The following is a 26,276-nucleotide window of genomic DNA, read 5'->3' as shown; positions in this document are numbered from 1 at the left end:
CAATGATTGGAAATAGGAGGAAGCCATGAGAGAACAAAAAGTACTAGGAGAAGAACGGCGATCCCTTATTCTGGATATACTGCAAAACACAAGGTCACCGGTCACAGGGAGTGAACTCGCAGCCAAAACCAATGTCAGCCGCCAGGTGATCGTAGGAGATATCACCTTGCTTAAGGCAAGGAACGAACCAATACTTGCGACCAGCCAAGGCTACCTTTATATGCCTTCCACGACCCAGAATGTTCTTGCTGAACGGACAATAGCCTGCTGCCATTCTCCCGAAAAGACAGAGGAAGAATTAAACTTACTCGTCGACCACGGTGTAACGGTAAAGAATGTCCGTATTGAACACCCTGTGTACGGGGATTTAACAGCTTCTATCATGGTTGCTAACCGAAAAGAAGTAAAACAGTTCATGGAAAAAATCAAATCGACAAAAGCAGGGTATCTTTCTGAGCTGACAGACGGAATCCACTTACATACCATTGCCGCACAATCCGAAACAATACTGGATGAGGCCGAAGCCGCAATGAGAGACGCGGATTTCCTTGTTGATCTGGCCTAAAAAAGAGGCTGACACCTGTCAGCCTCTTTTTTACTTGCCTGCATTTATACCTTATAGGAAGGGTAGCTTCCGAGTACCTTTACGGAGCAGCCTAATGCTTCGAGCTCAGCAATGGCCCCCGGGATCAGGACTTCATCCATTCCTCTTTCGATATCGATAATAAAAAAGTAATTCCCAAGTCCTGTCTTTGTAGGTCTTGATTCTATCTTCGACAAGTTGAGATTCCTCCATGAAAAAGCAGAAAGCACCTGATGCAGTGCCCCTGTCCGGTCAGAAGGCAATGTTACCACAAGTGTAGTCTTTTCCCCATGACTGCCCAGTGAAGTTCCCGCAGCCCCTTTTTCCATTTTGGATAAAATGATGAATCTGGTGTGATTATGGCTGTAATCATGAATGTTTTCTTTCACAATCTCCAGGCCATATTCTACCGCGGCAAGCCCATTCGCGATTGCAGCAGCATGGATATCCGGGTGCTCCATTACATACTTCGCCGCAGCAGCCGTTGAAGTCATCCGTTCACTTGCCACTCCCTTCAATTCCCGGTGAAGGAACTTATGACATTGCGCAAGCGCGTGAGAATGACTAAAAATTACTTCTGTTCGCTCCCATTTATCCTTATTATCCGGGTGGACCATCAAATGCTGTTTAATTGGAGTAGTAGCCTCTCCGACAATAAATAATGGCACTTCATGGATGAGGTAATCCAATGTAATGTTGACTGAGCCTTCAAGAGCATTTTCTACTGGCACTACAGCGAAATCGACATCCCCTGCCGCTGCCGCATCAATGCATTCAGGAATCGTAACAAAAGGTATTGCATCCTCTTTTGGAAACAATTGCCTGACAGCCAGATCCGTAAACGTAGCTACAGGCCCCAAAAAAGCTATCTTCACTATTTCTCCCTCCAATATGTACACAGCGACGGCTTCTATTTTTCTTATCCATTACGGTTATTGCCGTCCATTATATCTAAAGAGTTTTAAGCCCCTGTTCCCAGAACCTCTACTTTATCCACAAATTCGAGGCGTCTGAGCATGGCAAGCAGTTCATCCATTGCTACGCCCATATCAGAGACATTCAAGCTTAAAGTCACATTCGCCTTTCCTTGCAGCGGGATCGTCTGATGAATCGTCAGCACATTGCAGCCAGCCATTGCCACGATCCTCAGGAGTTCTGACAACGTGCCTGAACGATCTTCCAGGTGAAAAAACAAAGTAATGATCCGTTCGTTCACAACTGTATGGAAAGGGAAGACGGTATCGCGATATTTATAAAAAGCACTCCTGCTTAAATCAACTCGCTGTACCGCATCCCAAACCGATTCGGCTTTTCCGCGCTCAATCATTTCCTTGGCTTCAAGCGTTTTTTTCATAGCCTCCGGAAGCACATCTTCTCTAACGAGAAAGAATTTCTTATCGAAATGGTTCTGCTTCATTTCTCCACCCCGTAGTTATTCAACGAATTCAAATTCGTATTTAAGGATGCGGACTGTATCTCCGTCCTTGGCCCCTCTTTCCCTGAGAGCATCATCTATGCCCATGCCCCGCATTTGCCGGGCAAATTTCCTTGTTGATTCTTCACTGGCGAAATTCGTCATTTTGAAGAGCTTCTCAATTGTTTCTCCCGAGATGACAAAGGTACCATCAGGATCTCTGGTAATCGTAAACTTATCCTGATCTTCTTCATGGCGGTAGACTACCCTGTTAACTCCCAAATCCTCTTCAACTTCTTCAAACAACGGAAATTCCGCTGTATTCTCCAGCAGGTCTGCGGTGGCAAACAGCAGGTCACGGAGTCCTTCGCGTGTGAATGCCGAAATTGGAAACACAGGATAATCATCCGTCAATCTCTCTTTAAAAGCGGCAAGATTTTCCTCAGCATCCGGCATGTCCATCTTATTGGCCACGATTATTTGGGGCCTTTCCGATAACCTTAGATTATATTCCTTAAGTTCCTTATTGATCGTCAGGTAATCCTCATATGGATCACGGCCCTCTACTGCAGCCATATCAAGCACATGGACGATAACTCTTGTTCTTTCAATATGTCTAAGGAATTGATGGCCAAGGCCAACTCCTGAATGAGCCCCTTCAATCAAACCAGGCAGATCGGCCATGACAAAGCTTCGTCCGTCTTCGGTTTCAACCATGCCCAGGTTAGGAACAATGGTAGTAAAATGGTACTCCGCAATTTTCGGCCTCGCTGCTGAAACCACTGAAAGCAGCGTTGACTTTCCAACACTAGGGAAACCAACAAGACCCACATCTGCAAGCAGCTTTAGCTCAAGAACAACATCCCGTTCCTGGCCTGGTTCCCCGTTTTCGGAGAGCTCCGGAGCCGGATTTGCAGGTGTGGCAAAGCGGCTGTTGCCTCGGCCGCCACGGCCTCCTCTTGCAATTATCGCCTGCTGGCCATGTTCGGTCAGGTCCGCAATTACTTCGCTTGTAGCTGCGTCTGTTACGACAGTTCCAGGAGGAACCTTTACAATCATGTCCTTTGCATTTTTCCCGTGTTGATTCTTTGACATTCCGTGTTCACCGCGCGGAGCTTTAAAATGACGCTGGTAGCGGAAATCCATTAGTGTGCGGAGACCTTCCTCGACCTGGAAAACAACATTGGCTCCCCTTCCGCCATCTCCACCAGCGGGTCCCCCGTTCGGGACATACTTTTCACGGCGGAAAGCAACCATTCCATTGCCTCCATCTCCGCCCTTAACATATATTTTTACCTGATCGACAAACATGTATTTATTACCACCTGTCTTTATTGTTAATATGTGCCTTTGCATGCACTACTTTATTATCTTTCCCCCATTGGGGCTTTTGTAAAAACTTCAATCGAAAGCTCATCTTCAGTCATCCCTGTTAGATGGACTTCCATCGAAGAGCTGACTGGTTGTTCTAAAAAGCGTTTAAGGGATGACGTATCTGTTATTATTCCGCTAAAATCAAAAAAGAAACGGGTTCCCTCTTCATGGGGATGAATGGTCACGGACAGATGATTCTCCTGGAATTTTTCAATGGACGCATCAAAAACTTCAAACAGCTGGTTCGTCCATTTGGCTAACTGCACATCATCCATGCGATGGATGTAGGGACAATCGGCCACCTCATATTCAAGTTGGAAGAAATGATTTTCCCAATTGCAGGTTAACAACGAAGAGGCAAATTGAGGGAGGTTAAGATTCGTAAGTTTTGTTTCCTGCCTGGCTTCAATGATAATTTCTTCAATGATATCTTTTACCCTGTCCACTTTGTTCAAGGAAAGATTGCCCTTGATTAATTGTAACTTATTCAGCCAATCATGACGCGCATGGCGCAAAACCTCGATAGTGTCCCACTCTTTTCTCATATAATAACTCCTAATCCTATAAAACTGCTTTTTGTTAGTATAACAAAAAAGATTGCTAAGTAGAGAAAAATTAGGTTTAATTTGAAGTGTCTGGAAATCCTGATGAGTAAAAAAGAAACCCTAACCGCTCTGGTCAGGGTTTCTTTGCTTAAACTTAAGCTTCTTGCGCAGCTGGGTATACACTTACTTGTTTGCGGTCACGGCCAAGGCGTTCGAATTTAACAACGCCATCAACCTTAGCAAAAAGTGTGTCATCTCCACCTTTACCCACGTTTACACCTGGGTAGATTTTTGTTCCGCGCTGACGGTAAAGGATAGAACCACCGGATACGAACTGGCCATCTGCACGCTTAGCGCCTAGGCGTTTAGCTTGAGAATCACGTCCGTTCTTTGTAGAACCTACTCCCTTTTTGGATGCGAACAATTGAAGATCCAATTTTAGTAACATTTATTCCACCTCCTGCTTTTTGAAGGTAATTTTTATGTGTTTCCCATATTCTTCTTCAATCGTCTGCAATGATATGACCATTCCCTCAAGAAGAAGCTGAACTTTCTCATTTATTCCATCCGGAAGATCTTCCGGCAGTGAACAGAGGAGAAAGCCATCATCCCCCTGATCAATAATAGGAGTGACGCCTGTTATGGCATGCACTGCATTAATTGCCCCGATTGACACTGCCGATACGCCTGCACAGACGATATCCTTGCCTCTATCGGCGAAAAATGCATGGCCGCTTATTGCAAATGATTGAATGGTACCGGACTCTGTACGATAAATCGCAGCATGTATCATCCGTTATTCAGCCTTAAGCGTTGATTGCTTCAATCACTACTTTTGTATATGGCTGACGGTGACCTTGCTTCTTGCGGTTGTTCTTTTTCGCTTTGTATTTGAAAACGATGATTTTCTTTTGACGGCCCTGCTTTTCAACTTTAGCAGTAACAGTAGCGCCTTCAACAACCGGGCTTCCTACTTTAACGTTATCGCCACCAACGAAAAGAACTTTGTCAAAAGTAACAGTTTCGCCTGCTTCTGCGTTAAGCTTTTCGATGTAGATTGCTTGTCCAGCTTCTACCTTGATCTGCTTGCCGCCTGTTTCGATAATTGCGTACATTCCACGTGCACCTCCTCTTAAACTAAGACTCGCCATCTACAGGCGTTTGCAAACGCAAAGCTTACTACCTGTTCTGTGCGGTTGTAGCATGGTGCGCTACAAACAATAACATTAAAAATATTATCATACCATCTTATTAGTGTCAATATACTTTCCTGGTTTATTGGGAAGCTTTTTCCGACAGTTCTTTTATCGTTCCAAGCTGCCGAATTTGATATTCAGGTTTATCTGATTGCTGTACCGTAAAATAGATTTTAAGCCCAATTGTATCCTCCAGCCTCGATCTATGATGATTGTTTTCACCTGAAAATACGTCAATTACCGCCCGGGTTGCTGAAACTAAAACGGCATCGTGATCAGCATGCCGATGCTCCCACAGCTCCCTTTCCAGACGGAAAGCCATTGTTTCAGCGCTCAGCACTTTGCCGGTTCCTCCGCAGGTTTGGCATCGGTCGGTTAACGCCTCGGAAATGGAGTTTTTTGTTTTTTTCCTGGTCAGCTGCAGGATGCCCAGATCAGTGAACCCTGCAATTCTTGTTCTCCTTTGATCTTCAGCAAGCCCTTTCTCCACTCGCCTGAGCACCTTTTCCCTGTCCCGGGAATCTTTCATGTCAATGAAATCAATCAGGATCATCCCCGCCAAATCCCTCAGACGGATTTGGCGGCATACTTCCTCTGCTGCCAGCTTGTTTGTTTCCAGAACCGTTTCCGCCAAATCACCCTTGCCCGAGAACTTTCCAGTATTTACATCAATTATTGTGAGCGCTTCTGCTTCATCAAAAATCAGATAAGCCCCATTGTCCAGCCAGACCACCTTCTTTAGCGCTCGATCGACCTCTTTTTCAATTCCGTAATAGGAAAAAATACTGACATCCTGGTGATGATAATATAGTTCGACCTCTTTCTTACTTGCTGTGCAGAAAGTCTCCAGCTTTTTCTTCAGGCCCTGGTCGTCCAAAACGATTTCCGCCGTTTCCATCCTTTCAATTTCATCTGACAGTTCCTCATAAAATAAATCTTTTTCAACAACCAGACCGGGCTTCTTCATATTTTTAGCCTGCAGGAATATTTCTTTGTATTGTTGCCTAAGCAGTTTAAGCTCTGTCTCGAGAGCTGCTTCACTCGCAGTGATGGCGGAAGTCCGAAAAATGAGCCCTTCTTCCTCCGTTTTAATGGAATTTCCAAAATCACGCCATCTCTTCCTCAGAATGGGGTCCCCCACCTTTTTAGAAATCGCCACATATTTGCCGGATGGCATGTAAATTAAATGGTTCCCCTGCAGTTCAATAATCCCCGTCAGCCTTGCCCCTTTGGTACCCGCAGCATCCTTTTCAATCTGAACAAGCAATTTTTGACCCTGGTGCACATACCCTGAAATGCTTCGGTTCCGTTTTTCCTCTTTGCTGCCCCTATCCAGAACATAGGCAGGAATTTTATCCCGATACAAAAATCCATTCTTTTCCCCACCGAAATTGACGAAGGCAGCATTCATCCCCGGCACCACTTTTTCGACTGTCCCGAGGAATACATTGCCTACCAAGACCTCATGGCCAGGCTGTTCTATATAAAGCCGTTCAAGCCTCCCGTTTTTCAGGAGGGCAAACCGTTTTTCCCTAGTTAAAGAATTAATGATTAACTTATTCACAAAACTTCCCCGCTTTTTAAAAAGAAATAAGCAAGGACTGCGGCCCCTGCTTCCTCATTATCTATTTAAGGTTGTGTAAATGCAAATTAATAAAGGTAAAGCAATTCTCCGATTTTTGCTTTTGTTTGCTTCTCTGCAAAGTAAGCATGAAGGAGTTCATTTTCGTCCAGGGACGCTTCCACTCCATCCTTCTTCTTTACAATGACAGGGTGCTTGCAGCCCCGCTGGAATCGTTCCAGCACGGAAGAAAGCTCCTCGTCTTCAGAGACATTGAGTGGTTTCAGCAGCCTAAAATCACCCTGGTTTCCATAATATCTTTCCATCAGAAAGCGGATAAACACATAACGCCTATGCCTCCATTCATAATATAAAGAAAAGATCAGGAAGCCGATAATGATCCAGACATTAAGTGTGAATGGTCCAGTAAACATAATGGCAAGCATGAAAATTCCAAGTGCCGCGGCAGAAATGCAGATGGTCTGCATGTGTGCCTCCGGAAAAGCTTTCCGAAAACTCAACAGCAAAAATACCAGCTTTCCGCCATCAAGCGGCCATATTGGAAGAAGATTAAATAGCAGGACCATTAGGTTAAACTCCAGGAAACGATCATGCCAATACGCAGGTACGAGCCCTGCAGAAAATAACCCATACGAGACCCCCAGCATCCATATATGCTGTATGGGCCCTGCCAGTACAACCACTGTTTCCTGATAAAGCGAGCGATTCCCGTGTTCATCCATTTCGGCCACACCGCCGAATGGCAAAAGGGAGATTTTTTTAATTCGCCACGAAAAAAAAGAAGCTGCGGCTGCGTGTCCCATCTCATGGATAAAAATGACCAACAGCAGCAGCGACAGCTCGATAAAATGGGCAGTTGCAATTGCCAGTGCAACAACAACCCATAACAAAGGATGAAAGTGGATTTTAGTCAATAGACTTATGGTTTTATTCAAACTTGATCACCCCAATGGGATCAACAAAATCGTCACCTTTTTTTATGGCAAAATAAAAGGATGCTTTTTCACCATCATTTGCATTTGAAGCTTTTCCAACCTTGGCTCCTTTTTCAATATATTCATAAACATTTACATCAAAACCACTTAAGTTTCCGTACCATGACTCACTTTTATCTGCATGCTGGATAATAATCGTCTTTCCGAATCCTTCCTTTGTTCCTGCAAACCGGACAAGCCCCTCGCTCATCGCTTCAACCGATGCATCCTTGCCTGTCTCAATGGTGATTTTTTGACCATTATCTCCGAAATCTTCCAGTATTTTTCCCGAGGCAGGCAGGGCATATTGTGTACCCTGGGTTTCTGTATTGTTTTCTGCTTTATTTACTGGAAGAAGGGCCAGCGGCTTGCCAAACTGTTTTTCATACCAATCAGAAACAGCGGCAAATTGAAATTCAGTTTCCATTGTCGCCTTTACAAATGTTTTTACCGGTTGGGCCTTTTCAGCTTCACTGCGGAAGAGAATGGCCACTATTAATACTAAGCAGGCTGAAGCCAAAATTTTAAATAAAAATATTTCCTTTTTAAAAAGCGGATGGCCTCCTTCACCAGGACCAACATCATAAGACGGAAGTTTTTCAAAACCGTAAAGCTCCTCGGCCTGAGGCAGCGGCCGGGTCTGGATGCGGCCCTCCAGCCTCTCCTTATCTTTTTTGCGTTTTAAAATCCTTTTGCGGATATCATCAGCTCTTGACCCCATAAGTTTCCCCACCATTCCCTCTTGGACAGTTTGTACATGTCTATGAGGAATATGAGACAAGTATGACCGGGGAAACAAAAAAACCCGGAACGGATTCCGGGTTAAAATTATGTATCCTTAGCGGACACCAAAAAAACGTTTGATTTTCGAGAAGACGCCCTGATTGGTATCTTCCAATTGCTGAAGCGGAACCGCCTCCCCAAGGATTCTCCTGGCAATATTGCGATAGGCAATTGAAGCCTTGCTGTTGGGATTCAACGCAATCGGCTCTCCATGATTCGATGCTTTGATGACTTCATCATCATCTGCAACAATCCCAATTAAATCAATGGAAAGGTGGGTCGTTATTTCATCAACATCGAGCATATCGCCATTCTTCATCAGGTGGTTACGGATCCGATTGATGACAAGCTTTGGAGCTTCCACGTTTTCTTCCTTCTCCAGAAGCCCTATAATCCTGTCGGCGTCACGTACCGCCGAAACCTCAGGGGTAGTGACCACAATCGCTTTATCCGCACCGGCAACGGCATTTTTATACCCCTGTTCAATACCTGCTGGGCAATCGATAATGATATAGTCGTAATCCTGCTTAAGTTCATCGACCAGCTTCTTCATTTGTTCGGGCTGCACAGCTGTTTTATCTGTTGTCTGGGCAGCAGGCAATAAATAAAGCTTGTCTTCAAAACGTTTGTCCTTTACTAAAGCCTGATGAATCTTGCACCTTCCCTGAACCACGTCAACAAGATCATATATAATACGATTCTCAAGGCCCATAACCACGTCAAGATTACGCAACCCGATATCAGTATCGACGAGACAGACCTTTTTGCCTTGCAGAGCCAAAGCTGTCCCTATATTGGCTGATGTTGTTGTCTTGCCCACCCCGCCTTTTCCGGATGTAATTACGATTGCTTCTCCCACTCTAGCGGCCCCCTTCAAATCTCGTTAAATTAGGTCTTTGCTGTATTAATACTTGTAATCTATCAATAATGATCTGACGGTTTTCAGATATAAAAGCACATTCCATGACACGTGCTTCATCGTCGGAATTATGGTCAGGTGCACGATTAATGCAATCACCAATCCGCAGCTGGGAAGGTTTCATTACTGATGCAGCGATGACCGCCTCTTCGTTTCCACCCGAGCCTGCATGCGCGATTCCCTTTAATGTGCCCATAATGAAGATATTCCCGCTGGCTTTAACCGTCCCGCCCGGATTGACATCCCCAATCAGCAGCAAATCACCGGAAACCTCAATCACCTGTCCCGATCGGATAACGCGTGCTATAGACACAATTTCATTTTCATCTTTAAGCTGTTCCGCCTCTTCTCTTGTAAGCACATTCGTTTCAATTTCTTCGACAATAAGGTTCCGTTTTTGACGGATTAACTCCTTCAATTCCTCCTGCTGCTGTTCAGTCAAATATCGATTGCCGACTGTAACTTTTACAGATAAGAGCTTATCTTCCTCCTGTATCCGGCTGGAGTTGGATAGTTTTCGATCCAGCTCTTTTTTCAGCTCATCATAGGAACAGGTATCATCAAGATGGAGTGTTAGTCCATCTTTCGTTCCTTTTATTGTCACATTTTGCGATTTCTTCATACAGGATGTTCACCTCAATGGTAAAAGAAATTCGACATTAGCATTTCGAAATCCTTTATTAGAATGGCCAAGGAACTGAATTTTCTCTTGGCCAGCAGAAGTTGGTCTTAATCATTCCGCAATGAATCACTAAACTTTTCAAACAGCCTTTTAAGTGGATAAGCTGACAAAATGATAAAAACTAGGTTCAAAATCAATGTCGGAATCAGTCGTATTTTCGAAAAGCTGGAAAAATCCATATCAGTAATATGGATTAGCAGATTCATCTGGTACACGCCTGCCTCAAGCAAAGCCACACAAATAATTGAAACAAAGCTTACGACGAGGATGTTTGTCTGAAGTATCCTCATAAAGCCCGAGAAAATATAGGCACTCAACGGAAACATGAATAAGTAGATTCCGATGATTTCTGTATACACCATGTCGTAAAGCAGCCCAAAAATAAAGCCATAGATAAGTCCGTGCTTAACGCTTCCATACATTGTAAGGAAAAAGATGGATATAATTAAAAAGCGGGGCACAAAAACATATCCCTCTTTAAATAAATCACCTGGCACAAGCTGGACAAACAGGCTTTCAAAGACAAAGAGAAAAGTCAGGAGGAGCGGGACCCAGAAACGTTTCATAGATCTTCCTCCTCCTCAACCTCGTCATTTTCAATTTCTTTGGGAATCTCCATGCCTCTTTTCAGAACCATTACATGCTCGATATTATAAAAATCTGCTGATGGCTTAATATACGCGGTCTGATTCAATCCAAATTCATCCGGTACCACCTTCAGCACTTTCCCGATCGGAACGTCTCCCGGGAAAACGCCGCCCATGCCGGAGGTTACCACATTCTGGTCTTTTTTTATCTTCGCATCAACAGGGAGTCCTTTTAAAAGAAGCCATTCATTTTCTTTATCGTACCCTTCGATCGTTCCGTAGAGCTTCTTGTCTCCCTGGAGAGCAGCGGAAATTCGGTTAGTTGGATCAAGTGCACTCAATAATTGGACAGTCGAAGTAAAAGGAGTGGTACTTTTCACTTTCCCTATTAACCCTCGGGAAGTCATGACTGCCATATTCTTTTGAACACCATGAGATTTCCCTTTATTGATTATGATCATTTCATGCCAAAGGCGGTCTGGGCTTCGGGCAATCACTGTTGCCTGCAGGGGATCATAATCACGAAGGGAATCTTTTTTATCGAGGATTTCCTTTAGCTCGGTGTTCTCTTTTTCAAGGGAATAAACCTTCGCCTCAAGGCGGGCCATATCATCCAAATGCTTCTTTAATTCTTTGTTTTCGTCATATGTATTTTGCAAGTCTTTCAGGTTCTCAAAAAAGCCGGCAAAATAATGGGCCGGCCGAGACACCATGGACTGCACCCATCCGGTCGTATCTTTAATAAACTGCTCCGGCAAGGTCAACTGATCACGATCCCTTAAGGAAAACCCAATCAATGCCACGAGAATAATAATGCTGACAAGCAAAATAATCAGGCGTTTATTAAGAAAAAACTGTGGCATTACTTCTTACACCTCTAATCTAATATCTGGCATCAGGCACTTTCCTGCTTTCTAGCAAAAGCGGAAAAGTGCCCTGCCTCATTTATCTGGATTCTTTTGCCTTGTTTTTAAATAAGTCAATATGGTCGAGTGCTTTTCCGGTTCCAACAGCTACACAATCAAGCGGATCTTCGGCAATCAGTACAGGCATCTTTGTTTCTTCTGCAATCACTTTATCCAGATTGCGAAGCAAAGCCCCGCCGCCGGTTAGGACAATCCCGCGATCCATGATATCGGCTGCAAGCTCAGGCGGTGTATTTTCAAGGGTGAGCTTTACGGCATCGACAATAGCATAAACGGTATCATGCAGGGCTTTGGAGATTTCATCTGCGGTAATTTCAATGGTTTTCGGCAGACCCGTCAACAAATCACGGCCGCGGATTTCCATGTTCTCAATTCCCTCAGGTTCACCAGCAGCGCCAATTTCCATTTTAATGGCTTCTGCCGTACGTTCCCCAATCATCAGATTGTAGTTCTTGCGAATATAATTGATGATGGCATCGTCCATTTCATCTCCGGCAATGCGTATAGATTGAGAGGTTACAATTCCCCCAAGCGAGATAATCGCAACTTCGGTGGTCCCACCGCCGATATCCACTACCATGCTGCCTGTCGGTTCCCAAACTGGCAAATTTGCACCAATTGCAGCAGCAAAAGGCTCTTCAATTGTAAAAGCATCCCTGGCACCAGCCTGACGGGTTGCATCAATGACAGCTCTTTCCTCAACCGCTGTAATTCCGGATGGCACACATACCATTACATAAGGCTTGCCAGCGAACAGACCTTTGTTTTTAGTTGCTTGTTTAATATAGTACTTCATCATGGTTTCTGTTGTTTCATAATCAGCAATGACCCCGTCCTTCATCGGGCGTAGGGCAACAACATTCCCCGGTGTCCGGCCAATCATATTCTTGGCGTCGTTCCCAACAGCTACGATTGATTTCGTATCGGTTTGAAATGCCACAACTGACGGTTCTCTAACCACAATGCCTTTTCCTTTTACGTAAATAAGCGTATTAGCAGTCCCAAGGTCTATTCCCAGGTCTCTTGTCCCAATTCCTAGCATGCTTGTATCTCCCTTTCTCAACAAAAATGCAATTAAAGTTTCAGTATCTATGGTAGCAGCAATCTCATTATAAGCAGCTGAATGTTCCTGCAGGTCCTGTATGATGGCCTGCAAAAACCATAAAATATATTATATCGCAACGTTAGCTAAAATCATAGTATCAAACATACCCTTTTTCCTTCAGGCTGACATATTTATTGTCACCGATAATTAAATGATCAAGGAGCTCGATACCGATCATTTTCCCGCACTCAACGAGCCTTTTGGTCACTTCTATATCCTCGCGGCTTGGAGATGCGTCTCCGCTGGGGTGGTTATGGGCGCAGATGACGGAAGCAGCTGCCCGGCGGACTGCTTCACGAAACACTTCCCGTGGATGTACAATGGAAGCATTCAGACTTCCGATGAAGATGGTCTGACGGTGAATGACTTGGTTTTTTGTATTCAGATACAAACAAACGAAGTGCTCCTGAGATAGAAATCTCATATCATTCATCAAATATTTTGCTCCATCTTCCGGTGACCGGATGACATAGCGGTCATCGTGAGTATGTGTCGCCAGCCTTCTGCCAATTTCAATTGCCGCAAGCAGATGAATCGCTTTGGCGCTGCCAATGCCTTTTATGGCTGTCAGTTCTTCAAGCGTTGCATCCTTTAAAAGCCTTAGACCTTCAAATTCGGCGAGAAGCCGGTTTGAAAGCTGGAGGACAGATTCCTTTTTAGTTCCCGTTCCTAATATTAGGGCAATCAATTCGTGGTTGGAAAGGCTTTGGGGACCATTTTTTATAAATCGCTCCCTTGGCCGCTCATTTTGAGGATAATCCTTGATCATAATGGTTTCAGTGTGCATGAATAATACCTCCCTGCCGGTTGCCTACAGGGAGCAATAAGAAGAAGCTGAACTGGCGGCCTACATTTTATATGGGAGAATGAACCCGGCTTTCTGCAGTTCCCGAATGGTCCTTGATACAGGCAGCCCAACGACTGTATAATAATCACCTTTTATTTCCCTGACCAGGAAGCTGCCAAACCCCTGGATTCCATATCCCCCTGCCTTATCAAATGGTTCGCCGCTTCTGATGTAAGTTTCTATCTCTTCTAATGAAAGCTCCCAGAAAGTCACATCGGTTTTTTCATAGAATTGAATTTCTTTATTTGTAGAAGAAATGATTGAAACCCCTGTATAGACACTGTGGGTTTCTCCAGATAATCCTTTAAGCATATGAAAAGCTTCTTCCTTGCTGGCAGGTTTCCCCAGGATTTCCCCACCGAGAACAACTACTGTGTCTGATCCAATGACAAAAGCATCCTGATGGCGGTTTGATACGAAACGGGCTTTTCTGGCAGCCAGCTCCATTACTGCTTGTTTTGGACTTAAATCTGCATCGAAGCTCTCATCAACATTACTGCTGGAGATTTCAAATGTTAAGTGGAGATTTTCTAGAAGTTCTTTTCGCCGTGGAGAGGATGAGGCTAAAATGAGGCGTTGCATAACATCACCTTTCTTGATTTTTGTTTGGGAGATACAGTCTTATCGTAACAAACTTGGCAACTACTAACAATCATAACCGCCAAAACAGGACAAAAAAATCAAGGGTCTGTCGAAGAATACGACAGACCCTGTTATTTTGATGTATTTCCCAGAAAATATACTAAAAAAGACAAAGATTCAGAGTGAAATTGTGCTATTTAGCAATTTTCCCCCACTCAGCCAGCACCTTAAGATTTGCCTTTTGTACTTCGTCCTTTTTGTTTTCATCTTTTGTTTTTTGATAGCTTAAAAATGCCGTCGATGCAGACTCTAGATTTGCCTTCAACGCGATAACCTGTTTATTCTTTACTTTACCATTCGATATTTTGTTCAATTTTTCCAGTTCCGATTCCACAGCCTTTATTGAATCAGCGTCCGCCGAGTCAATTTTGGTCAATTCATGAAATAATCCCGGGGCTGCATTCAAAATGGCACCTTCTTCTTTTCCTATTTCGCTAATTTTTGTTCCTGGTATTTCCAGCTGTTTCGCAAATACATCAGCCCCCTTGGCTTTAAAGTCGCTTCCGTATGCTTTTGCCTGCTCAAGAGTATCTGCAGTCGCTAAATAGATGGCAAACTGTCCGTTAGTTGAAATAGACTGGGAATGGATTCCCTTGCCTTCCAATGCATTAATTGCAGCTTCGGCCGCCCCCTCCGACGAAAAGACTCCCCCCTGGACGACGTGAGCCGAGATGGCTGGAAGTTCTATTGTCTCTGTGGATTTTTCACCAGGATCAGCTGGAGCTTCGGAAGCTGGAGCAACAGGCGATGTTTGGGCTGGCTGAACTTTATTGGAAGGTTCCTCTTTTACTGTATTAAGAATCATAAGCCCAAAGCTTGTCCCTACCAAAATTGCAAGAAAAATATTCAGTGCAATACGCGGAAAGATGCCGCTTGGTTTTCTGTTCTTTAGTGCTGCAGTCTGCTTTATCCCTTTTGGCTTCTCCGAAATCTCGGTGATTTTATATTCTTTCAATTCATCCTTGTTGACAGGGTCTGGAAGAATCCAGTCAAAATCATCCTCTGCTGGTTCCTGGGAAGCCGCTGTTTCCACCCAGCTCATTTCCTTTTCGCCCGGTATTGCCTGTTTCTCCCGGTTAACATTTTCTTCTTTCCCCGGTTCCCCGTTACGCTGATGGCGGTCCTTGCCGTTAATCTTGATTGTGATCGTTTTCTGCTTGTCCAAGTCAGTCCCTCCTGCATTTGGCACATAAATTTGTTTCATCCTATCATATGAATTAAAAAAAAGAACAAGACTTTTGTCGTCTTGCCTACTAATGCTTTCGTCAAATTTTTTAATAGAACCGCTGCTATAGCCAGGAACCTATGAGATAAGGAAACCGCACTGTATAGCAGCAACGCAGCTTCTGAGTTTACCATTGGTATAGAAAAGCGCCCTGAAGAGCCTGTTGCTTCCTCTTAAAAATAACAGCCCTCTTCAGGCAGCAGACTGTACCAGGAAGCTACAGCATATTCAAATAAATCCCGGCAATTTCTTCACCAAAAAAATAGGCAGCGAGTGTGCCAAGCGCAATAAACGGTCCAAAGGGAACAGGCTGGTCCCTCCCAACAACCCTAAGCAGCATTCCCATCATCCCGAATACAGCCCCAAGGAATACGGAGAATAAAAAGGAAAGGAGCATGATTTTAAAACCAACAGCCAGTCCAATGACAGCAAACAGTTTAATATCTCCGCCCCCCATTCCTCCCCGGCTCACCACTGCTATTAACAGCAGGAGAAGCAGTCCTGATGGAGCTCCAATAAAAGGATCCCACCATGGAGTAAGGGGAATGAATACCCGCTCAACGAACAGGAAGCCTCCAAACACTAGCAGAACTTTATCGGGAATAATCATATAAGCAAGGTCAGACACGGTTATAATCATAAAAAGCGAAATGATTGTCAGAGCTGCGATAAGTTCCTGGTTCCAACCAATCATGATTCCAGCGCCAGCAAAAAGAAGACCTGTTATAAGCTCCATTACCGGGTATACAGGCGAAATCTGCGCCTTGCAGCGGCAGCAAGATCCCTTTAGAAATATGTATGAGAGGACGGGAACAAGCTCTTGTGGTGTCAGCTGATGCCCGCAGTTTGGGCACTCCGACCTCGGTGCTGCAATGGACATTCCTTTAGGAACGCGAAGGCCAATAACGTTAAAAAAAGAACCGAGGGCTGTTCCATATATAAATAGAATTAATTCCATCATCACCTGTAAATCCTGCACAGTGAGCGTAACATCTGAGAATGGGTAAGCTTTACAAGAGGGGGTAGGTAAATGGTTGGAAAAGAAGAAGATTTGTAAATGAAGCAGAAAATCGTGGGCACTTTGACTGAGACTCGGATAAGGAAATCGGCAAAACGATATAGAGCAATAGAAATGACCCGAGCCCCAACATCATAAGGGTTTTGAATGATTGGCATCTAGTAACTCCTTTCTATTTTCCTAGTGTTCTTTCACTCCCTATTATATGTCTTCTGCCTTTATTTGGCCTGCGCATTCTGCTCCCTGGATTAAAAAAAATGTGTGCAATAAAAAATCGCACACATTTTTGTCACTTCTTGTCAAGTAGTTCCTTTATGAAAGGCTTTGCCTCTGAAAGGAAATATAATGATCCGGTAATTAAAAGTAAATCCTTCTGATTGCGGTTTGTAATTGCCTGTTCTAAAAAGGACTTCCAATCTTCTTCCACCCGTTTATTGAGTGACTGACTTATGTCAAAAAGCTCTTCCGCCCCTGCTGCTCTAGGAAAGTCAAAGCTGGTAAATACAATATCATCGGACAGGCTGTCAAGCTTTGCTATCATTCCATCCAATTTCTTATCTTTCAGTGCCCCGAACAAAATTTCCTTGTGTTTATCACGGTAACGGGACTCCACTTCCTTCGCCAGTGCCTCGATTCCCTCTTCATTATGTGCTCCATCAATCACCACCAGGGGACTTTCCGATAAAACCTCGAACCGTCCCGGCCAATAGGCGTTATTCAAGCCGTCTCTTATATCCTGCTCCTCAATCAAAAAGGAATAATAGCTACTCAGGATTTGTGCTGCCATCACTGCAAGAGAAGCATTTGCTGCTTGATGTTCACCCATCATCCTTAATTCCAGTTTTCCATACGATCCAAACAAGCTCTGAAAGTCAAACCTTGTCCCCTTTTGCAGCGGTAGAGCGGAATCAACTGTAAAGTCCTTTCCTAACTGGTACAGAGGGGCTTTTATAGCTTCGGCCCGTTCTTTTATAACCGATAATGCCTCTGGCTGTCTGACTCCTGAAATGATGCTGACACCATTTTTAATAATACCTGCTTTTTCAAAAGCAATCTCTTCGATGGTGTCCCCAAGAATGCTCGTATGATCCATCCCGATACTCGTAATGATTGACAGCAGCGGATGAATGACATTGGTCGAGTCAAACCTTCCGCCAAGCCCGACTTCATAAATTACTACATCACTGGGCTGAATATGAGCAAAATAATACATCGACATTGCCGTGATGACCTCAAATTCAGTGGGTCCGCCAAGCTCTGTTGATTCCAGTTCATCGGCAAGCGGCTTGATGACATTGACCAGTTGAACGATTTCTTCGTCACTTGCTGCTTTTCCATTTATAGAAATACGCTCATTAAAATGTTCAAAATAGGGTGAAGTAAAGGTGCCAACGTGGTAGCCCGCTGCCTGGAGGATGGAGCTTAAGAATGTAACTGTGGACCCTTTGCCGTTTGTTCCTCCAATATGTATCGTCTTTAACTTTCTTTCTGGATGCTCAAGCCTTTCGAGCATCCATTCCATGCGCCTCAAGCCTGGTTTTATTCCGAGCCTTAACCGGGAATGGATCCAGTCTACGGCTTGTCCATAGGAAGTAAACATGTCTTCGCCCCCTTGGAAATACATAAGAATAGGAAGACGAACCAACCCTGGCACGCCTTCCCCTTTTCGTTTTTTATCCTTTTAACTCCTGGATGCGTGCCTCAACCGCTGCACGCTTTTCGGTATAATCCTTTTCTTTTGCACGTTCTTCTTCTATTACTTTTTCAGGAGCCTTTTTCACGAATCCTTCATTGCTAAGCTTTTTCTGAACGCGTTCCACTTCTTTATTTAATTTTTCCCTTTCCTTTTCAAGGCGGGCAATTTCTTCCTCGATATTAATTAACCCTTCAAGCGGAAGGATGATTTCAATTCCCGTAACGACCGCTGTCATGGCTTTTTCAGGGGCTTCCACAGCAAGGCCCATTTCAAGCTGTTCCGGATTGCAGAAGCGTTCAATGTAAGCACGGTTTTTTTCTACACTCTCAAGGATATTTTCATCCTTGGCTTTCAGGAACATATTGATTTTTTTGCTGAGCGGCGTGTTAACCTCCGCACGGATATTCCTAACGGAACGGATTATTTCAACCAGCAGCTTCATCTCAGCAGCTGCTGCTTCGTCGGTCAAGCTTTCATCCACTTTAGGCCATTGCGCTACTGTAATCGATTCCCCTGCGTGCGGCAGGTTTTGCCAGATTTCCTCTGTAATAAATGGCATGAATGGATGGAGCAGGCGCATAGTATGATCGAGTACATAAGCCAAAATAGATCTGGTTGTTCTTTTGGCTGCTTCATCTTCTCCGTAAAGCGGAAGCTTAGCCATTTCAATGTACCAGTCGCAGAAATCATCCCAAATGAAATTATAAAGGACACGGCCAACCTCTCCAAACTCATAGCGGTCAGAAAGCCTTGTTACAGTTTCAATCGTTTCATTGAGCCTTGTAAGAATCCATTTATCCGCAACCGACTTTTCTCCTGACAAGTCAATTTCTTCATACTTCAGACCGTTCATATTCATCAGGGCAAAGCGGGATGCATTCCAAATCTTATTGGCAAAGTTCCAGGTAGCTTCTACCTTTTCTATGGAGAAACGTAAATCCTGGCCAGGCGAACTTCCTGTTGAAAGGAAATAACGGAGCGAGTCCGCACCATACTTATCAATCACGTCCATAGGATCAACGCCGTTGCCGAGTGATTTACTCATTTTACGACCTTCGGCATCACGAACCAGTCCATGAATAAGAACATCCTTAAATGGGCGTTCCCCAGTGAATTCCAGCCCCTGGAAGATCATTCTGGATACCCAGAAGAAAATAATATCGTATCCAGTTACTAAAGCTGCAGTAGGATAATATCGTTTGAAATCCTCTGATTCACTCTCCGGCCAGCCCATCGTTGAAAAAGGCCAAAGTGCCGAGCTGAACCAAGTATCCAGAACGTCATTATCCTGGTTCCAGTTCTCGATGTCACTTGGCGGCTCATGATCCACATAAACCTCTCCTGTTTCTTTGTGATACCAGGCTGGGATGCGGTGGCCCCACCAAAGCTGTCTTGAGATGCACCAATCACGAATATTTTCCATCCAGTGAAGATACGTTTTTTCAAACCTGTCAGGAACAAAACTAACCTTGCCTTCCTTTTGCTGAAGGGCAATTGCTTCATCTGCCAATGGCTGCATTTTTACAAACCACTGTGTGGACAGGTATGGTTCAACAACAGCCCCGCTCCGTTCAGAGTGGCCTACTGAGTGCTGATGCTCTTCAATTTTAAAGAGGACATCCTGTTCCTGCAGGTCTTTCACAATTTGCTTGCGGCAATCGAAGCGGTCCATGCCTTGATACTTCCCGGCATTTTTGTTCATTGTTCCATCCTCATTCATGACAAGGACTCGTTCAAGCTCATGGCGGTTTCCAATTTCAAAGTCGTTAGGATCATGTGCAGGAGTAATTTTCACTGCTCCGGAGCCAAACTCCATATCCACATAGTCGTCCCCTACAATTGGAATTTCCCGTCCGACAATTGGGAGGAGGACCGTCTTTCCGATTAGATGCTTGTAGCGTTCGTCTTCCGGATGGACCGCAACCGCAGTATCACCAAGCATGGTTTCAGGACGTGTAGTGGCAACCTCTATATGGCCAGAACCATCTGCAAGCGGGTAGCGCATATGATAGAAGGCACCCTGTACATCTTTGTAAATGACCTCTATATCTGACAATGCCGTTTTCGTCGAAGGATCCCAGTTAATAATGTATTCACCACGATAGATCAAACCTTTTTTATAAAGAGAGACAAAGACTTCACGAACAGCCTTGGATAACCCTTCATCCAATGTAAAGCGCTCACGGCTGTAATCCAGTCCGAGTCCAAGCTTTGACCACTGCTGGCGGATATGCTGTGCATATTCATCTTTCCATTTCCAGGTTTCTTCCACAAATTTTTCGCGCCCAAGATCGTACCGGCTTTTTCCTTCATTCCGCAGCTTCTCTTCTACTTTCGCCTGTGTGGCAATTCCAGCATGATCCATGCCAGGAAGCCATAACACATCATAACCCTGCATGCGTTTCATCCTGGTTAAAATATCCTGAAGCGTCGTATCCCATGCATGGCCCAGATGCAGTTTTCCTGTTACATTCGGAGGCGGGATTACAATTGTGTACGGCTCCTTGTCTTTATCATCCTTCGCTTCAAAAAACTTCCCATTCAGCCACCAATCATATCTTCCCTGCTCAATCGATTGCGGATCATACTTTGTTGGCATCTTAATTTCTTCTGTTCCCATTCAAGTTCCTCCTTTTACCCGTTAACCCCAAAAATAAAAAAAACCCATTCGTCATAAAAGGACGAATGGAGTTGTTTCGCGGTACCACCTTTTTTCCAATCTAAAAACGATTGGCTCTTGAGCAGATAACGGATTCTATCCGTCCTCAACTACACAGACTGTTAAAGTCCTTTCCCCGAGGAAGCTCCAGGGTGACCTTCCGACAGCCTGCTTAGGAAATCTTCCAGCAAATGATTTCCCTCTCTTAAAAGCAGGATCTTAGTCGTACTCTTCCCTGTCAACGCTTTGATAATGAAATTATATTGTTATACTACCCAAAAAAGGTTCAATACGTCAATATTCATTTCCGTTTTTTCTTTATTTTATACAATATCAGCTTCTGTACCATTTCTAGCACTTTTTCTTATTTATAAACATATGATGATAAAAAGGATTTCAGGGAGGATAAAGTCTTGAAGAGAAGATATAGCCCGTATACGCTTCCGCGTTGGCTGAGAACGGTAAGAAGTGTCTGTGGACAGTTCGCAGTTCCCTTTTGCGTATTCCAGGGAATCAGAACCATTTTTTTTCCGACGACTTTCGATGTCCTGCTGCTGTCCATTTTTATCCTTATTGCTTTAGCTCTGCACTTTGAGGTGATTTAAAAGAGCCCAGTTGTTATCAACTCTGGGCTTCTTCCTGCTGAGCCTGTGCCTGCTGCTTTCTTTCTCTTTCGATTTCTTCAAGCCTCATGGCCACATATTCGATATTTTTTAAATGCCAGTATTGTTGCTGCAGCTTCTGTACAAGCTTGCGCTCATCAGCCAGTTTCTTCTTTAAATGGTAAGCCTCGGCGGTTCGGATCATTCCCGTTGGATAGGCAAGGTAGCTTAAAAACAGCAGTCTCTCTTCCTCCTTAAATGGAAAATATTTTAAATAGTTTTGAATCCATTCAACGCATTCCTCTGATCTTTTTGGACGAGTCTTTAGAGACCGTGCCAGGAAGGGAAGGAGGTCCTGGATGGGAGAACCAAGCCTTGCATTTTCAAAGTTGATAAAATAACCGTACCCTTTATCATCATAAAGAAAATGCTCTGTTGATACCCTTCCATGAAGGAGAACCATTCTCCCTTTTTTCTGGTCCTTTGTTTTTTCCTGCCAATTTGTGAGCTTTTCCTTCGCGAATCCCATGGCCTGGCGAATATTGTTATAGTAAAGGCAGAAAGTAAGCTGGAGGGGGGACATATACCATTCATTCTCACAGTCCTCGATAAACCCGGTCAGAAACTCCTCGTCCTTTTCCCACTGCTTTATCGTCTTTTCATAGTGATTTTTTCTGTCCTCCTGGCTGATCGCTACTTCCCTGGCCGAAAGGGTATGCATACGTGCTAATTCCCTTAAAAGCTGAAAGGGCCGTTCTGTGCGGTTTTCTTTTTCTTCATCGGAAAGCCAGGGCATTAAATAATATAAAGATTTTCCACTGAAAACAGCATATCGTCCATCCGAAGCAGGATATACGGGAACAATCCGGTTATATCCTTTTTGGTACAGCAACTGAATATGCCGGATAAAATCAATTCCAGAATGGGGGTCTATTTTTTTTAATGCAAAGGTTCCAGCACTTGAGTACACTTTTTTAATCCTGCCAAATTCTTCAATGAAAGCTGGGCGGATTCCATAGTGGCTCAAGATAGCTGCTTCTTCCTGATGCAATTGGCGATTGTCCATTGTTTTCACTCACCTTCATCGATTCCCACTTCAAGCTCAAAAAAAAGAGTTGAGCAGGTCTGTTAACCTGCCCATCCATTTCATTGTATTGTTACAGCAAAAGAAGCTTATTTTCCGCCTTTTGCCGCATATTCGGCAGGAACATACAAGACCTGGCCTTCTGCAACATCCTGATCCAGCCCAAGGTGATTGACATTTAAAAGCTGCTGTACACTTACCTCATAACGTTCTGCGATGTGCTGTAGTGTATCACCTTGCTGGACAATGCATACTCGGATCTTTGCAACCTCGGATTCCTCTTTGCGGGCCAAAAATTCTGCAATTGACAGTCCTTTTTTCTTCGAGATTTTCTTGCCGGTTGCTTTAGGTTCATCCTGAGACGGCGAACTGGAGCTTTCCTCCTGCTGCTGAGCCTTTTCATTAATGATTGGACCGCTCTGTTCCATAACCGGCTCTCCCTGGAGCTCTGGCCCTGTCTCAGGTTCACTTACAGATTCAGTTTCAGCTTCAGTTTCAGTTTCAGTTTCAAGCAGAGGTGCTTCCTCATCATCTTTTCCTTCATTCAACGGCGGTTCCTCCGGCTTTGGCTGCGCTAGCCCTTCATTCCGGTGGCTGACCATGTCAGGCTGTTTGGTTTGCTGCTCTTCCCCTCTTTCCTGGGAAGAAAAAGCTGATACTTTCTCTTCGTTTCGGACATTGTTCAATTCCGGGGTGTTTTCTTTTATCTGTTCCGCTTCAGGTTCTTTTCTCGCTTCCGCCTTAAAAGGGGCAAATAACTCATTAAGGCTCTCTGCTTCTTTTAAAGAAGCAGATTCTTCTTCTGCCACTGAATGATCAGTTAAATCCGAAAGCTCCGGAGGAACCTCCTGTTCTCTTTTCAAGTAATACGGCTCTAAGTCTTCTTCCGCTTCAACAGGCCCTTCCAGTTCTTCTTCGCGCTCATCACTCCCATGCTGCTGATCGCCATATAAGCCCGTTATTGCTAATTCGGCGGACAGTTTCAGGCTGCCGCGCTCAGGAAAGTCATAATCGAATGATTCCACAGAAATATCAATATCATAAATGCTCTCGATCCGGTTCTGCGGAATAGTAATGTCCACTGGAAACCGATGAAGAAATTCGAGATATCCTTCTTCTCTTTCCATGACCGAGTGTATCTGTCTGGTTCCCGCTTCCAGTTCCGTCCCGTCATCGTCTGTCTGATCAGATTTATATTCGCCTGTTAATTCCAGCGAACCTTTAATCGTTACATATTGATCATTTTCTTGGATGGTGATATTTGGGTCAAGCGAAATTGAAACAAGCTCTGCGACTTCCTGTCCTCTTTGGAACCAAACCGATTCCTCTAAGGAGAAACGCAGGCAAGATTGATTTCCCGTAGACAAAGCGACTCCTCCCTTCATTTCATAAGCATAAAATCACTATGTCATTAAACTGTATGATTAGTAGGCTTTTTTTATGATAAAAACGGACCGCGACAACAGTAAAAAACCCATATCCAAGAGGATATGGGCTTAAACCTGAGGGCAGCGACACTTTTAACCTTTAAGTTTTGAAAATGCATGTTCTGCAGCTTCAATGGTCTTCTGAATATCTCCTGCAGAATGTGCAGTTGAAAGGAATAGACCTTCAAATTGCGATGGAGGAAGGAATACCCCCTGATTCGCCATTTCACGATAATAGGCAGCAAAGTATTCCAGGTTAGAGGATTTTGCGCTTTCGTAATTGATGACATCCTCATTTGTAAAGAAAAAGCCAATCATGGAGCCTGCCCGATTAAAGGATATAGGTATATCATATTTTTTGGCAGCTGAGGAAATCCCGGCTTCCAGGGCATCTCCTTTTGACTGGAATTCATGATATGTTTCTGGTGTAAGCTGAGATAAAGTTTCATAACCGGCTGTCATGGCCAGCGGGTTACCGGACAAAGTGCCTGCCTGATAAATTGGGCCGCTTGGGGCAATTTGTTCCATGATTTCGGCTTTTCCTCCATATGCTCCAACAGGAAGCCCTCCACCAATCACTTTCCCAAGGCAGGTTATGTCGGGTGTTACATTGAAGTGACCCTGTGCACAATGATATCCAACCCGGAAGCCTGTCATGACTTCATCAAAGATAAGGAGAGCACCATTTTCCTTAGTCACCTCACGCAATCCTTCAAGGAAGCCTGGCAGCGGAGGCACTACACCCATATTCCCGGCGACAGGCTCAACAATCACACATGCGATGTCTTCGCCGAACTGCTCAAATGCAAACCTGACACTTTCAAGGTCATTGTAAGGAACGGTAATCGTATTGCTGGCAACTCCCTCTGGAACTCCCGGGCTGTCTGGAAGCCCTAGTGTTGCAACTCCCGACCCTGCCTTTATAAGCAATGAATCGCCATGTCCATGGTAACAGCCTTCAAACTTGATGATCTTGTTCCTGCCTGTATATCCGCGGGCAAGACGAAGGGCGCTCATAGTTGCCTCGGTTCCCGAGGAAACCATCCGCACGATTTCAATCGATGGCACGCGCTCAATCACAAGCTCTGCCAATTTATTTTCCATAACAGTGGGAGCACCAAAGCTTGTCCCCATTTCAGCCACTTTTTTGATTGCCTCGACCACTCGGTCGTTGGAATGACCTAGAATTAACGGCCCCCATGACAATACATAATCAATATATTCATTGCCATCAATATCATATATTTTTGAACCCTTGCCTCGTTCCATGAAGATCGGATCCATCTTGACCGATTTAAAAGCGCGGACAGGACTGTTGACCCCCCCAGGCATTAATGCTTTTGCCGTTTTAAAAGCTTCAATAGATTTCTCGTATGACCGCATCCAAAAAACTCCCTTCTGGGTTAAACAATATTACTGTTCCTTTAGCCAGCGGGCGGCATCTTTTGCATGATAAGTAATGATAAGGTCGGCACCCGCACGTTTCATGCCTGTAAGCATTTCCATCACAATGCCTCGTTCGTCTATCCAGCCGTTCTGAGCCGCAGCTTTTACCATCGAGTATTCTCCACTGACATTGTAGATGACAACAGGAAGATTAAAGTTGTTCTTTACATCCCGGACAATGTCCAAATATGGCATGCCTGGCTTTACAATAAGGAAATCAGCACCTTCAGCCACGTCGGATTCCGCTTCCCGCATGGCTTCCAGACGGTTCGCCGGATCCATTTGATAGCTTTTGCGGTCCCCGAATTGCGGTGTGCTTTCGGCTGCCTCACGGAAGGGGCCATAGAAAGCGGAAGCATATTTTACTGCATAGGACATCACCGGAATGTCCTCAAATCCAGCTTCATCCAGGCCAGCCCGAATGGCAGCGACAAAGCCATCCATCATGTTGGACGGCGCAATAATATCCGCTCCGGCCTGTGCCTGACTTACCGCTGTTTTAACCAGGAGCTCGAGGGAAGGGTCATTCTTCACGTTGCCATTTTCGATTACACCGCAGTGCCCGTGGCTTGTATATTCACAAAGGCATGTATCAGCAATAACCACAACCTCTGGAAAATGTTCCTTAATAAATCGGGTTGCCACTTGGACAATTCCATGTTCATGATAGGCTTGAGTGCCGCATTCATCCTTTTCGTCCGGGACACCGAACAACAAAACTGACTTAATGCCCAGCTGGACTACTTCATCCATTTCGGCTCTTAGGTTGTCTATTGACAAATGATAGACTCCCGGCATTGAAGAAACCTCGTTCCGTACACCCTCGCCTTCCACCACAAATAATGGATAAATTAAATCATCCGTCCGAAGGTGATTTTCCCTGACAAGGGATCGGATTGACGCCGTACTGCGAAGGCGACGATGACGAGAGAATTGTAAATCATTCATGTTTACTCCTCC

At 44.5% G+C, this 26,276-nt stretch carries 27 protein-coding genes and 2 other annotated features; of the genes, 2 read left to right on the top strand and 25 right to left on the bottom strand.

The window, feature by feature from the left end:
* Positions 1 to 25 precede the first annotated feature (25 nt).
* Positions 26 to 565, top strand: coding sequence for a transcription repressor NadR (locus tag EV146_RS14515; RefSeq protein ID WP_132007460.1), 540 nt, complete (start codon positions 26 to 28; stop codon positions 563 to 565).
* Positions 566 to 609: 44 nt separating this feature from the next.
* Here the strand turns inward: EV146_RS14515 and pheA are convergent, their stop codons facing one another.
* The 21 genes from pheA to EV146_RS14410 all read right to left on the bottom strand — a co-directional run bounded on the left by pheA (position 610) and on the right by EV146_RS14410 (position 20,718).
* On the bottom strand, positions 610 to 1,458 hold the full coding sequence (pheA, locus tag EV146_RS14510; RefSeq protein ID WP_132007457.1) for a prephenate dehydratase: 849 nt from the start codon (positions 1,456 to 1,458) through the stop codon (positions 610 to 612).
* Between the two features lie 86 nt (positions 1,459 to 1,544).
* Positions 1,545 to 2,000 (bottom strand): ACT domain-containing protein, encoded by a 456-nt coding sequence (locus tag EV146_RS14505; protein ID WP_121611559.1) that lies wholly within the window; start codon positions 1,998 to 2,000, stop codon positions 1,545 to 1,547.
* 15 nt (positions 2,001 to 2,015) lie between these two features.
* Positions 2,016 to 3,308 carry a GTPase ObgE gene (gene obgE / locus EV146_RS14500; RefSeq protein ID WP_121611558.1) on the bottom strand — a complete coding sequence of 431 codons (1,293 nt, stop codon included), beginning with the start codon at positions 3,306 to 3,308 and terminating at the stop codon, positions 2,016 to 2,018.
* Positions 3,309 to 3,364: 56 nt separating this feature from the next.
* A complete protein-coding gene (locus EV146_RS14495; RefSeq protein WP_132007454.1) occupies positions 3,365 to 3,916 on the bottom strand; it encodes a Spo0B C-terminal domain-containing protein in 552 nt (183 codons plus the stop codon).
* A gap of 154 nt (positions 3,917 to 4,070) precedes the next feature.
* Positions 4,071 to 4,364, bottom strand: a complete 294-nt coding sequence (gene rpmA, locus EV146_RS14490; protein WP_121611556.1) for a 50S ribosomal protein L27 — start codon at positions 4,362 to 4,364, stop codon at positions 4,071 to 4,073.
* A complete protein-coding gene (locus EV146_RS14485; protein ID WP_121611555.1) occupies positions 4,365 to 4,709 on the bottom strand; it encodes a ribosomal-processing cysteine protease Prp in 345 nt (114 codons plus the stop codon).
* A gap of 13 nt (positions 4,710 to 4,722) precedes the next feature.
* Positions 4,723 to 5,031, bottom strand: coding sequence for a 50S ribosomal protein L21 (rplU, locus tag EV146_RS14480; RefSeq protein WP_121611554.1), 309 nt, complete (start codon positions 5,029 to 5,031; stop codon positions 4,723 to 4,725).
* A 15-nt stretch (positions 5,032 to 5,046) separates the two neighbouring features.
* Positions 5,047 to 5,124, bottom strand: a sequence feature (ribosomal protein L21 leader region).
* A 67-nt stretch (positions 5,125 to 5,191) separates the two neighbouring features.
* A complete protein-coding gene (locus EV146_RS14475; RefSeq protein WP_132007451.1) occupies positions 5,192 to 6,676 on the bottom strand; it encodes an Rne/Rng family ribonuclease in 1,485 nt (494 codons plus the stop codon).
* 86 nt (positions 6,677 to 6,762) lie between these two features.
* Positions 6,763 to 7,629: a M50 family metallopeptidase gene (locus EV146_RS14470; protein ID WP_132007448.1), complete on the bottom strand. Its 867-nt coding sequence runs from the start codon at positions 7,627 to 7,629 to the stop codon at positions 6,763 to 6,765.
* A complete protein-coding gene (locus EV146_RS14465) occupies positions 7,622 to 8,389 on the bottom strand; it encodes a M23 family metallopeptidase (protein ID WP_132007445.1) in 768 nt (255 codons plus the stop codon). The genes EV146_RS14470 and EV146_RS14465 overlap by 8 nt, the downstream gene beginning before the upstream one ends.
* Before the next feature lie 117 nt (positions 8,390 to 8,506).
* Entirely contained in the window at positions 8,507 to 9,310 is an 804-nt protein-coding gene (minD, locus tag EV146_RS14460; RefSeq protein WP_121611550.1) for a septum site-determining protein MinD, read from the bottom strand.
* A gap of 1 nt (position 9,311) precedes the next feature.
* Complete coding sequence (gene minC / locus EV146_RS14455) at positions 9,312 to 9,992, bottom strand: septum site-determining protein MinC (protein WP_132007442.1); 681 nt, start codon at positions 9,990 to 9,992, stop codon at positions 9,312 to 9,314.
* A gap of 107 nt (positions 9,993 to 10,099) precedes the next feature.
* Positions 10,100 to 10,618, bottom strand: a complete 519-nt coding sequence (mreD, locus tag EV146_RS14450) for a rod shape-determining protein MreD (protein WP_132007439.1) — start codon at positions 10,616 to 10,618, stop codon at positions 10,100 to 10,102.
* Positions 10,615 to 11,502 (bottom strand): rod shape-determining protein MreC, encoded by an 888-nt coding sequence (gene mreC / locus EV146_RS14445; RefSeq protein ID WP_132007436.1) that lies wholly within the window; start codon positions 11,500 to 11,502, stop codon positions 10,615 to 10,617. Before mreC ends, mreD begins: the two co-directional genes overlap by 4 nt.
* A gap of 82 nt (positions 11,503 to 11,584) precedes the next feature.
* Positions 11,585 to 12,607, bottom strand: a complete 1,023-nt coding sequence (locus EV146_RS14440) for a rod shape-determining protein (RefSeq protein WP_121613935.1) — start codon at positions 12,605 to 12,607, stop codon at positions 11,585 to 11,587.
* Positions 12,608 to 12,767: 160 nt separating this feature from the next.
* A complete protein-coding gene (gene radC / locus EV146_RS14435) occupies positions 12,768 to 13,457 on the bottom strand; it encodes a RadC family protein (protein WP_132007433.1) in 690 nt (229 codons plus the stop codon).
* Positions 13,458 to 13,517: 60 nt separating this feature from the next.
* Positions 13,518 to 14,099 (bottom strand): Maf family protein, encoded by a 582-nt coding sequence (locus EV146_RS14430; protein WP_121613934.1) that lies wholly within the window; start codon positions 14,097 to 14,099, stop codon positions 13,518 to 13,520.
* A 193-nt stretch (positions 14,100 to 14,292) separates the two neighbouring features.
* The gene (locus EV146_RS14425; protein ID WP_158287104.1) at positions 14,293 to 15,324 is read right to left on the bottom strand and encodes an SPOR domain-containing protein; all 1,032 of its coding nucleotides are present in this window, start codon (positions 15,322 to 15,324) and stop codon (positions 14,293 to 14,295) included.
* Positions 15,325 to 15,601: 277 nt separating this feature from the next.
* Positions 15,602 to 16,345 (bottom strand): prepilin peptidase, encoded by a 744-nt coding sequence (locus EV146_RS14420; RefSeq protein WP_181215881.1) that lies wholly within the window; start codon positions 16,343 to 16,345, stop codon positions 15,602 to 15,604.
* A gap of 346 nt (positions 16,346 to 16,691) precedes the next feature.
* Entirely contained in the window at positions 16,692 to 18,002 is a 1,311-nt protein-coding gene (locus EV146_RS14415; protein ID WP_132007427.1) for a bifunctional folylpolyglutamate synthase/dihydrofolate synthase, read from the bottom strand.
* Between the two features lie 73 nt (positions 18,003 to 18,075).
* Entirely contained in the window at positions 18,076 to 20,718 is a 2,643-nt protein-coding gene (locus EV146_RS14410; protein WP_132007424.1) for a valine--tRNA ligase, read from the bottom strand.
* A gap of 54 nt (positions 20,719 to 20,772) precedes the next feature.
* Positions 20,773 to 21,008, bottom strand: a binding site (T-box leader).
* 162 nt (positions 21,009 to 21,170) lie between these two features.
* Between EV146_RS14410 and EV146_RS14405 the strand changes: the two genes are divergently transcribed.
* Entirely contained in the window at positions 21,171 to 21,362 is a 192-nt protein-coding gene (locus EV146_RS14405; RefSeq protein WP_121611542.1) for a hypothetical protein, read from the top strand.
* A 16-nt stretch (positions 21,363 to 21,378) separates the two neighbouring features.
* On the opposite strand, the gene ysxE is transcribed toward EV146_RS14405, so the two are convergent.
* From ysxE to hemB, 4 genes are all read right to left on the bottom strand, one after another.
* The gene (ysxE, locus tag EV146_RS14400) at positions 21,379 to 22,425 is read right to left on the bottom strand and encodes a spore coat protein YsxE (protein ID WP_132007421.1); all 1,047 of its coding nucleotides are present in this window, start codon (positions 22,423 to 22,425) and stop codon (positions 21,379 to 21,381) included.
* Positions 22,426 to 22,532: 107 nt separating this feature from the next.
* On the bottom strand, positions 22,533 to 23,810 hold the full coding sequence (spoVID, locus tag EV146_RS14395; protein WP_132007418.1) for a stage VI sporulation protein D: 1,278 nt from the start codon (positions 23,808 to 23,810) through the stop codon (positions 22,533 to 22,535).
* 153 nt (positions 23,811 to 23,963) lie between these two features.
* Complete coding sequence (hemL, locus tag EV146_RS14390; RefSeq protein ID WP_121611539.1) at positions 23,964 to 25,253, bottom strand: glutamate-1-semialdehyde 2,1-aminomutase; 1,290 nt, start codon at positions 25,251 to 25,253, stop codon at positions 23,964 to 23,966.
* A gap of 30 nt (positions 25,254 to 25,283) precedes the next feature.
* Positions 25,284 to 26,264 carry a porphobilinogen synthase gene (hemB, locus tag EV146_RS14385; protein ID WP_132007415.1) on the bottom strand — a complete coding sequence of 327 codons (981 nt, stop codon included), beginning with the start codon at positions 26,262 to 26,264 and terminating at the stop codon, positions 25,284 to 25,286.
* Between the last annotated feature and the right edge of the window lie 12 nt (positions 26,265 to 26,276).

Origin of the sequence: Mesobacillus foraminis (assembly GCF_004340465.1) — a bacterium.
In the GTDB taxonomy this organism is placed as follows: domain Bacteria; phylum Bacillota; class Bacilli; order Bacillales; family Cytobacillaceae; genus Mesobacillus_B; species Mesobacillus_B foraminis.
The sequence above is the reverse complement of the archived record's forward strand: the minus strand, read 5'-3'. Positions and strand labels throughout refer to the sequence as shown.

Bases quoted from the DNA above. Each gene is read 5' to 3' on its own strand.
- EV146_RS14515 (WP_132007460.1), top strand. From the start codon at position 26: ATGAGAGAACAAAAAGTACTAGGAGAAGAACGGCGATCCCTTATTCTG.
- EV146_RS14505 (WP_121611559.1), bottom strand. From the start codon at position 2,000: ATGAAGCAGAACCATTTCGATAAGAAATTCTTTCTCGTTAGAGAAGAT.
- obgE (WP_121611558.1), bottom strand. From the start codon at position 3,308: ATGTTTGTCGATCAGGTAAAAATATATGTTAAGGGCGGAGATGGAGGC.
- EV146_RS14495 (WP_132007454.1), bottom strand. From the start codon at position 3,916: ATGAGAAAAGAGTGGGACACTATCGAGGTTTTGCGCCATGCGCGTCAT.
- rpmA (WP_121611556.1), bottom strand. From the start codon at position 4,364: ATGTTACTAAAATTGGATCTTCAATTGTTCGCATCCAAAAAGGGAGTA.
- EV146_RS14485 (WP_121611555.1), bottom strand. From the start codon at position 4,709: ATGATACATGCTGCGATTTATCGTACAGAGTCCGGTACCATTCAATCA.
- rplU (WP_121611554.1), bottom strand. From the start codon at position 5,031: ATGTACGCAATTATCGAAACAGGCGGCAAGCAGATCAAGGTAGAAGCT.
- EV146_RS14465 (WP_132007445.1), bottom strand. From the start codon at position 8,389: ATGGGGTCAAGAGCTGATGATATCCGCAAAAGGATTTTAAAACGCAAA.
- minC (WP_132007442.1), bottom strand. From the start codon at position 9,992: ATGAAGAAATCGCAAAATGTGACAATAAAAGGAACGAAAGATGGACTA.
- mreD (WP_132007439.1), bottom strand. From the start codon at position 10,618: ATGAAACGTTTCTGGGTCCCGCTCCTCCTGACTTTTCTCTTTGTCTTT.
- mreC (WP_132007436.1), bottom strand. From the start codon at position 11,502: ATGCCACAGTTTTTTCTTAATAAACGCCTGATTATTTTGCTTGTCAGC.
- EV146_RS14440 (WP_121613935.1), bottom strand. From the start codon at position 12,607: ATGCTAGGAATTGGGACAAGAGACCTGGGAATAGACCTTGGGACTGCT.
- radC (WP_132007433.1), bottom strand. From the start codon at position 13,457: ATGCACACTGAAACCATTATGATCAAGGATTATCCTCAAAATGAGCGG.
- EV146_RS14430 (WP_121613934.1), bottom strand. From the start codon at position 14,099: ATGCAACGCCTCATTTTAGCCTCATCCTCTCCACGGCGAAAAGAACTT.
- EV146_RS14420 (WP_181215881.1), bottom strand. From the start codon at position 16,345: ATGATGGAATTAATTCTATTTATATATGGAACAGCCCTCGGTTCTTTT.
- EV146_RS14415 (WP_132007427.1), bottom strand. From the start codon at position 18,002: ATGTTTACTTCCTATGGACAAGCCGTAGACTGGATCCATTCCCGGTTA.
- EV146_RS14410 (WP_132007424.1), bottom strand. From the start codon at position 20,718: ATGGGAACAGAAGAAATTAAGATGCCAACAAAGTATGATCCGCAATCG.
- ysxE (WP_132007421.1), bottom strand. From the start codon at position 22,425: ATGGACAATCGCCAATTGCATCAGGAAGAAGCAGCTATCTTGAGCCAC.
- hemL (WP_121611539.1), bottom strand. From the start codon at position 25,253: ATGCGGTCATACGAGAAATCTATTGAAGCTTTTAAAACGGCAAAAGCA.
- hemB (WP_132007415.1), bottom strand. From the start codon at position 26,264: ATGAATGATTTACAATTCTCTCGTCATCGTCGCCTTCGCAGTACGGCG.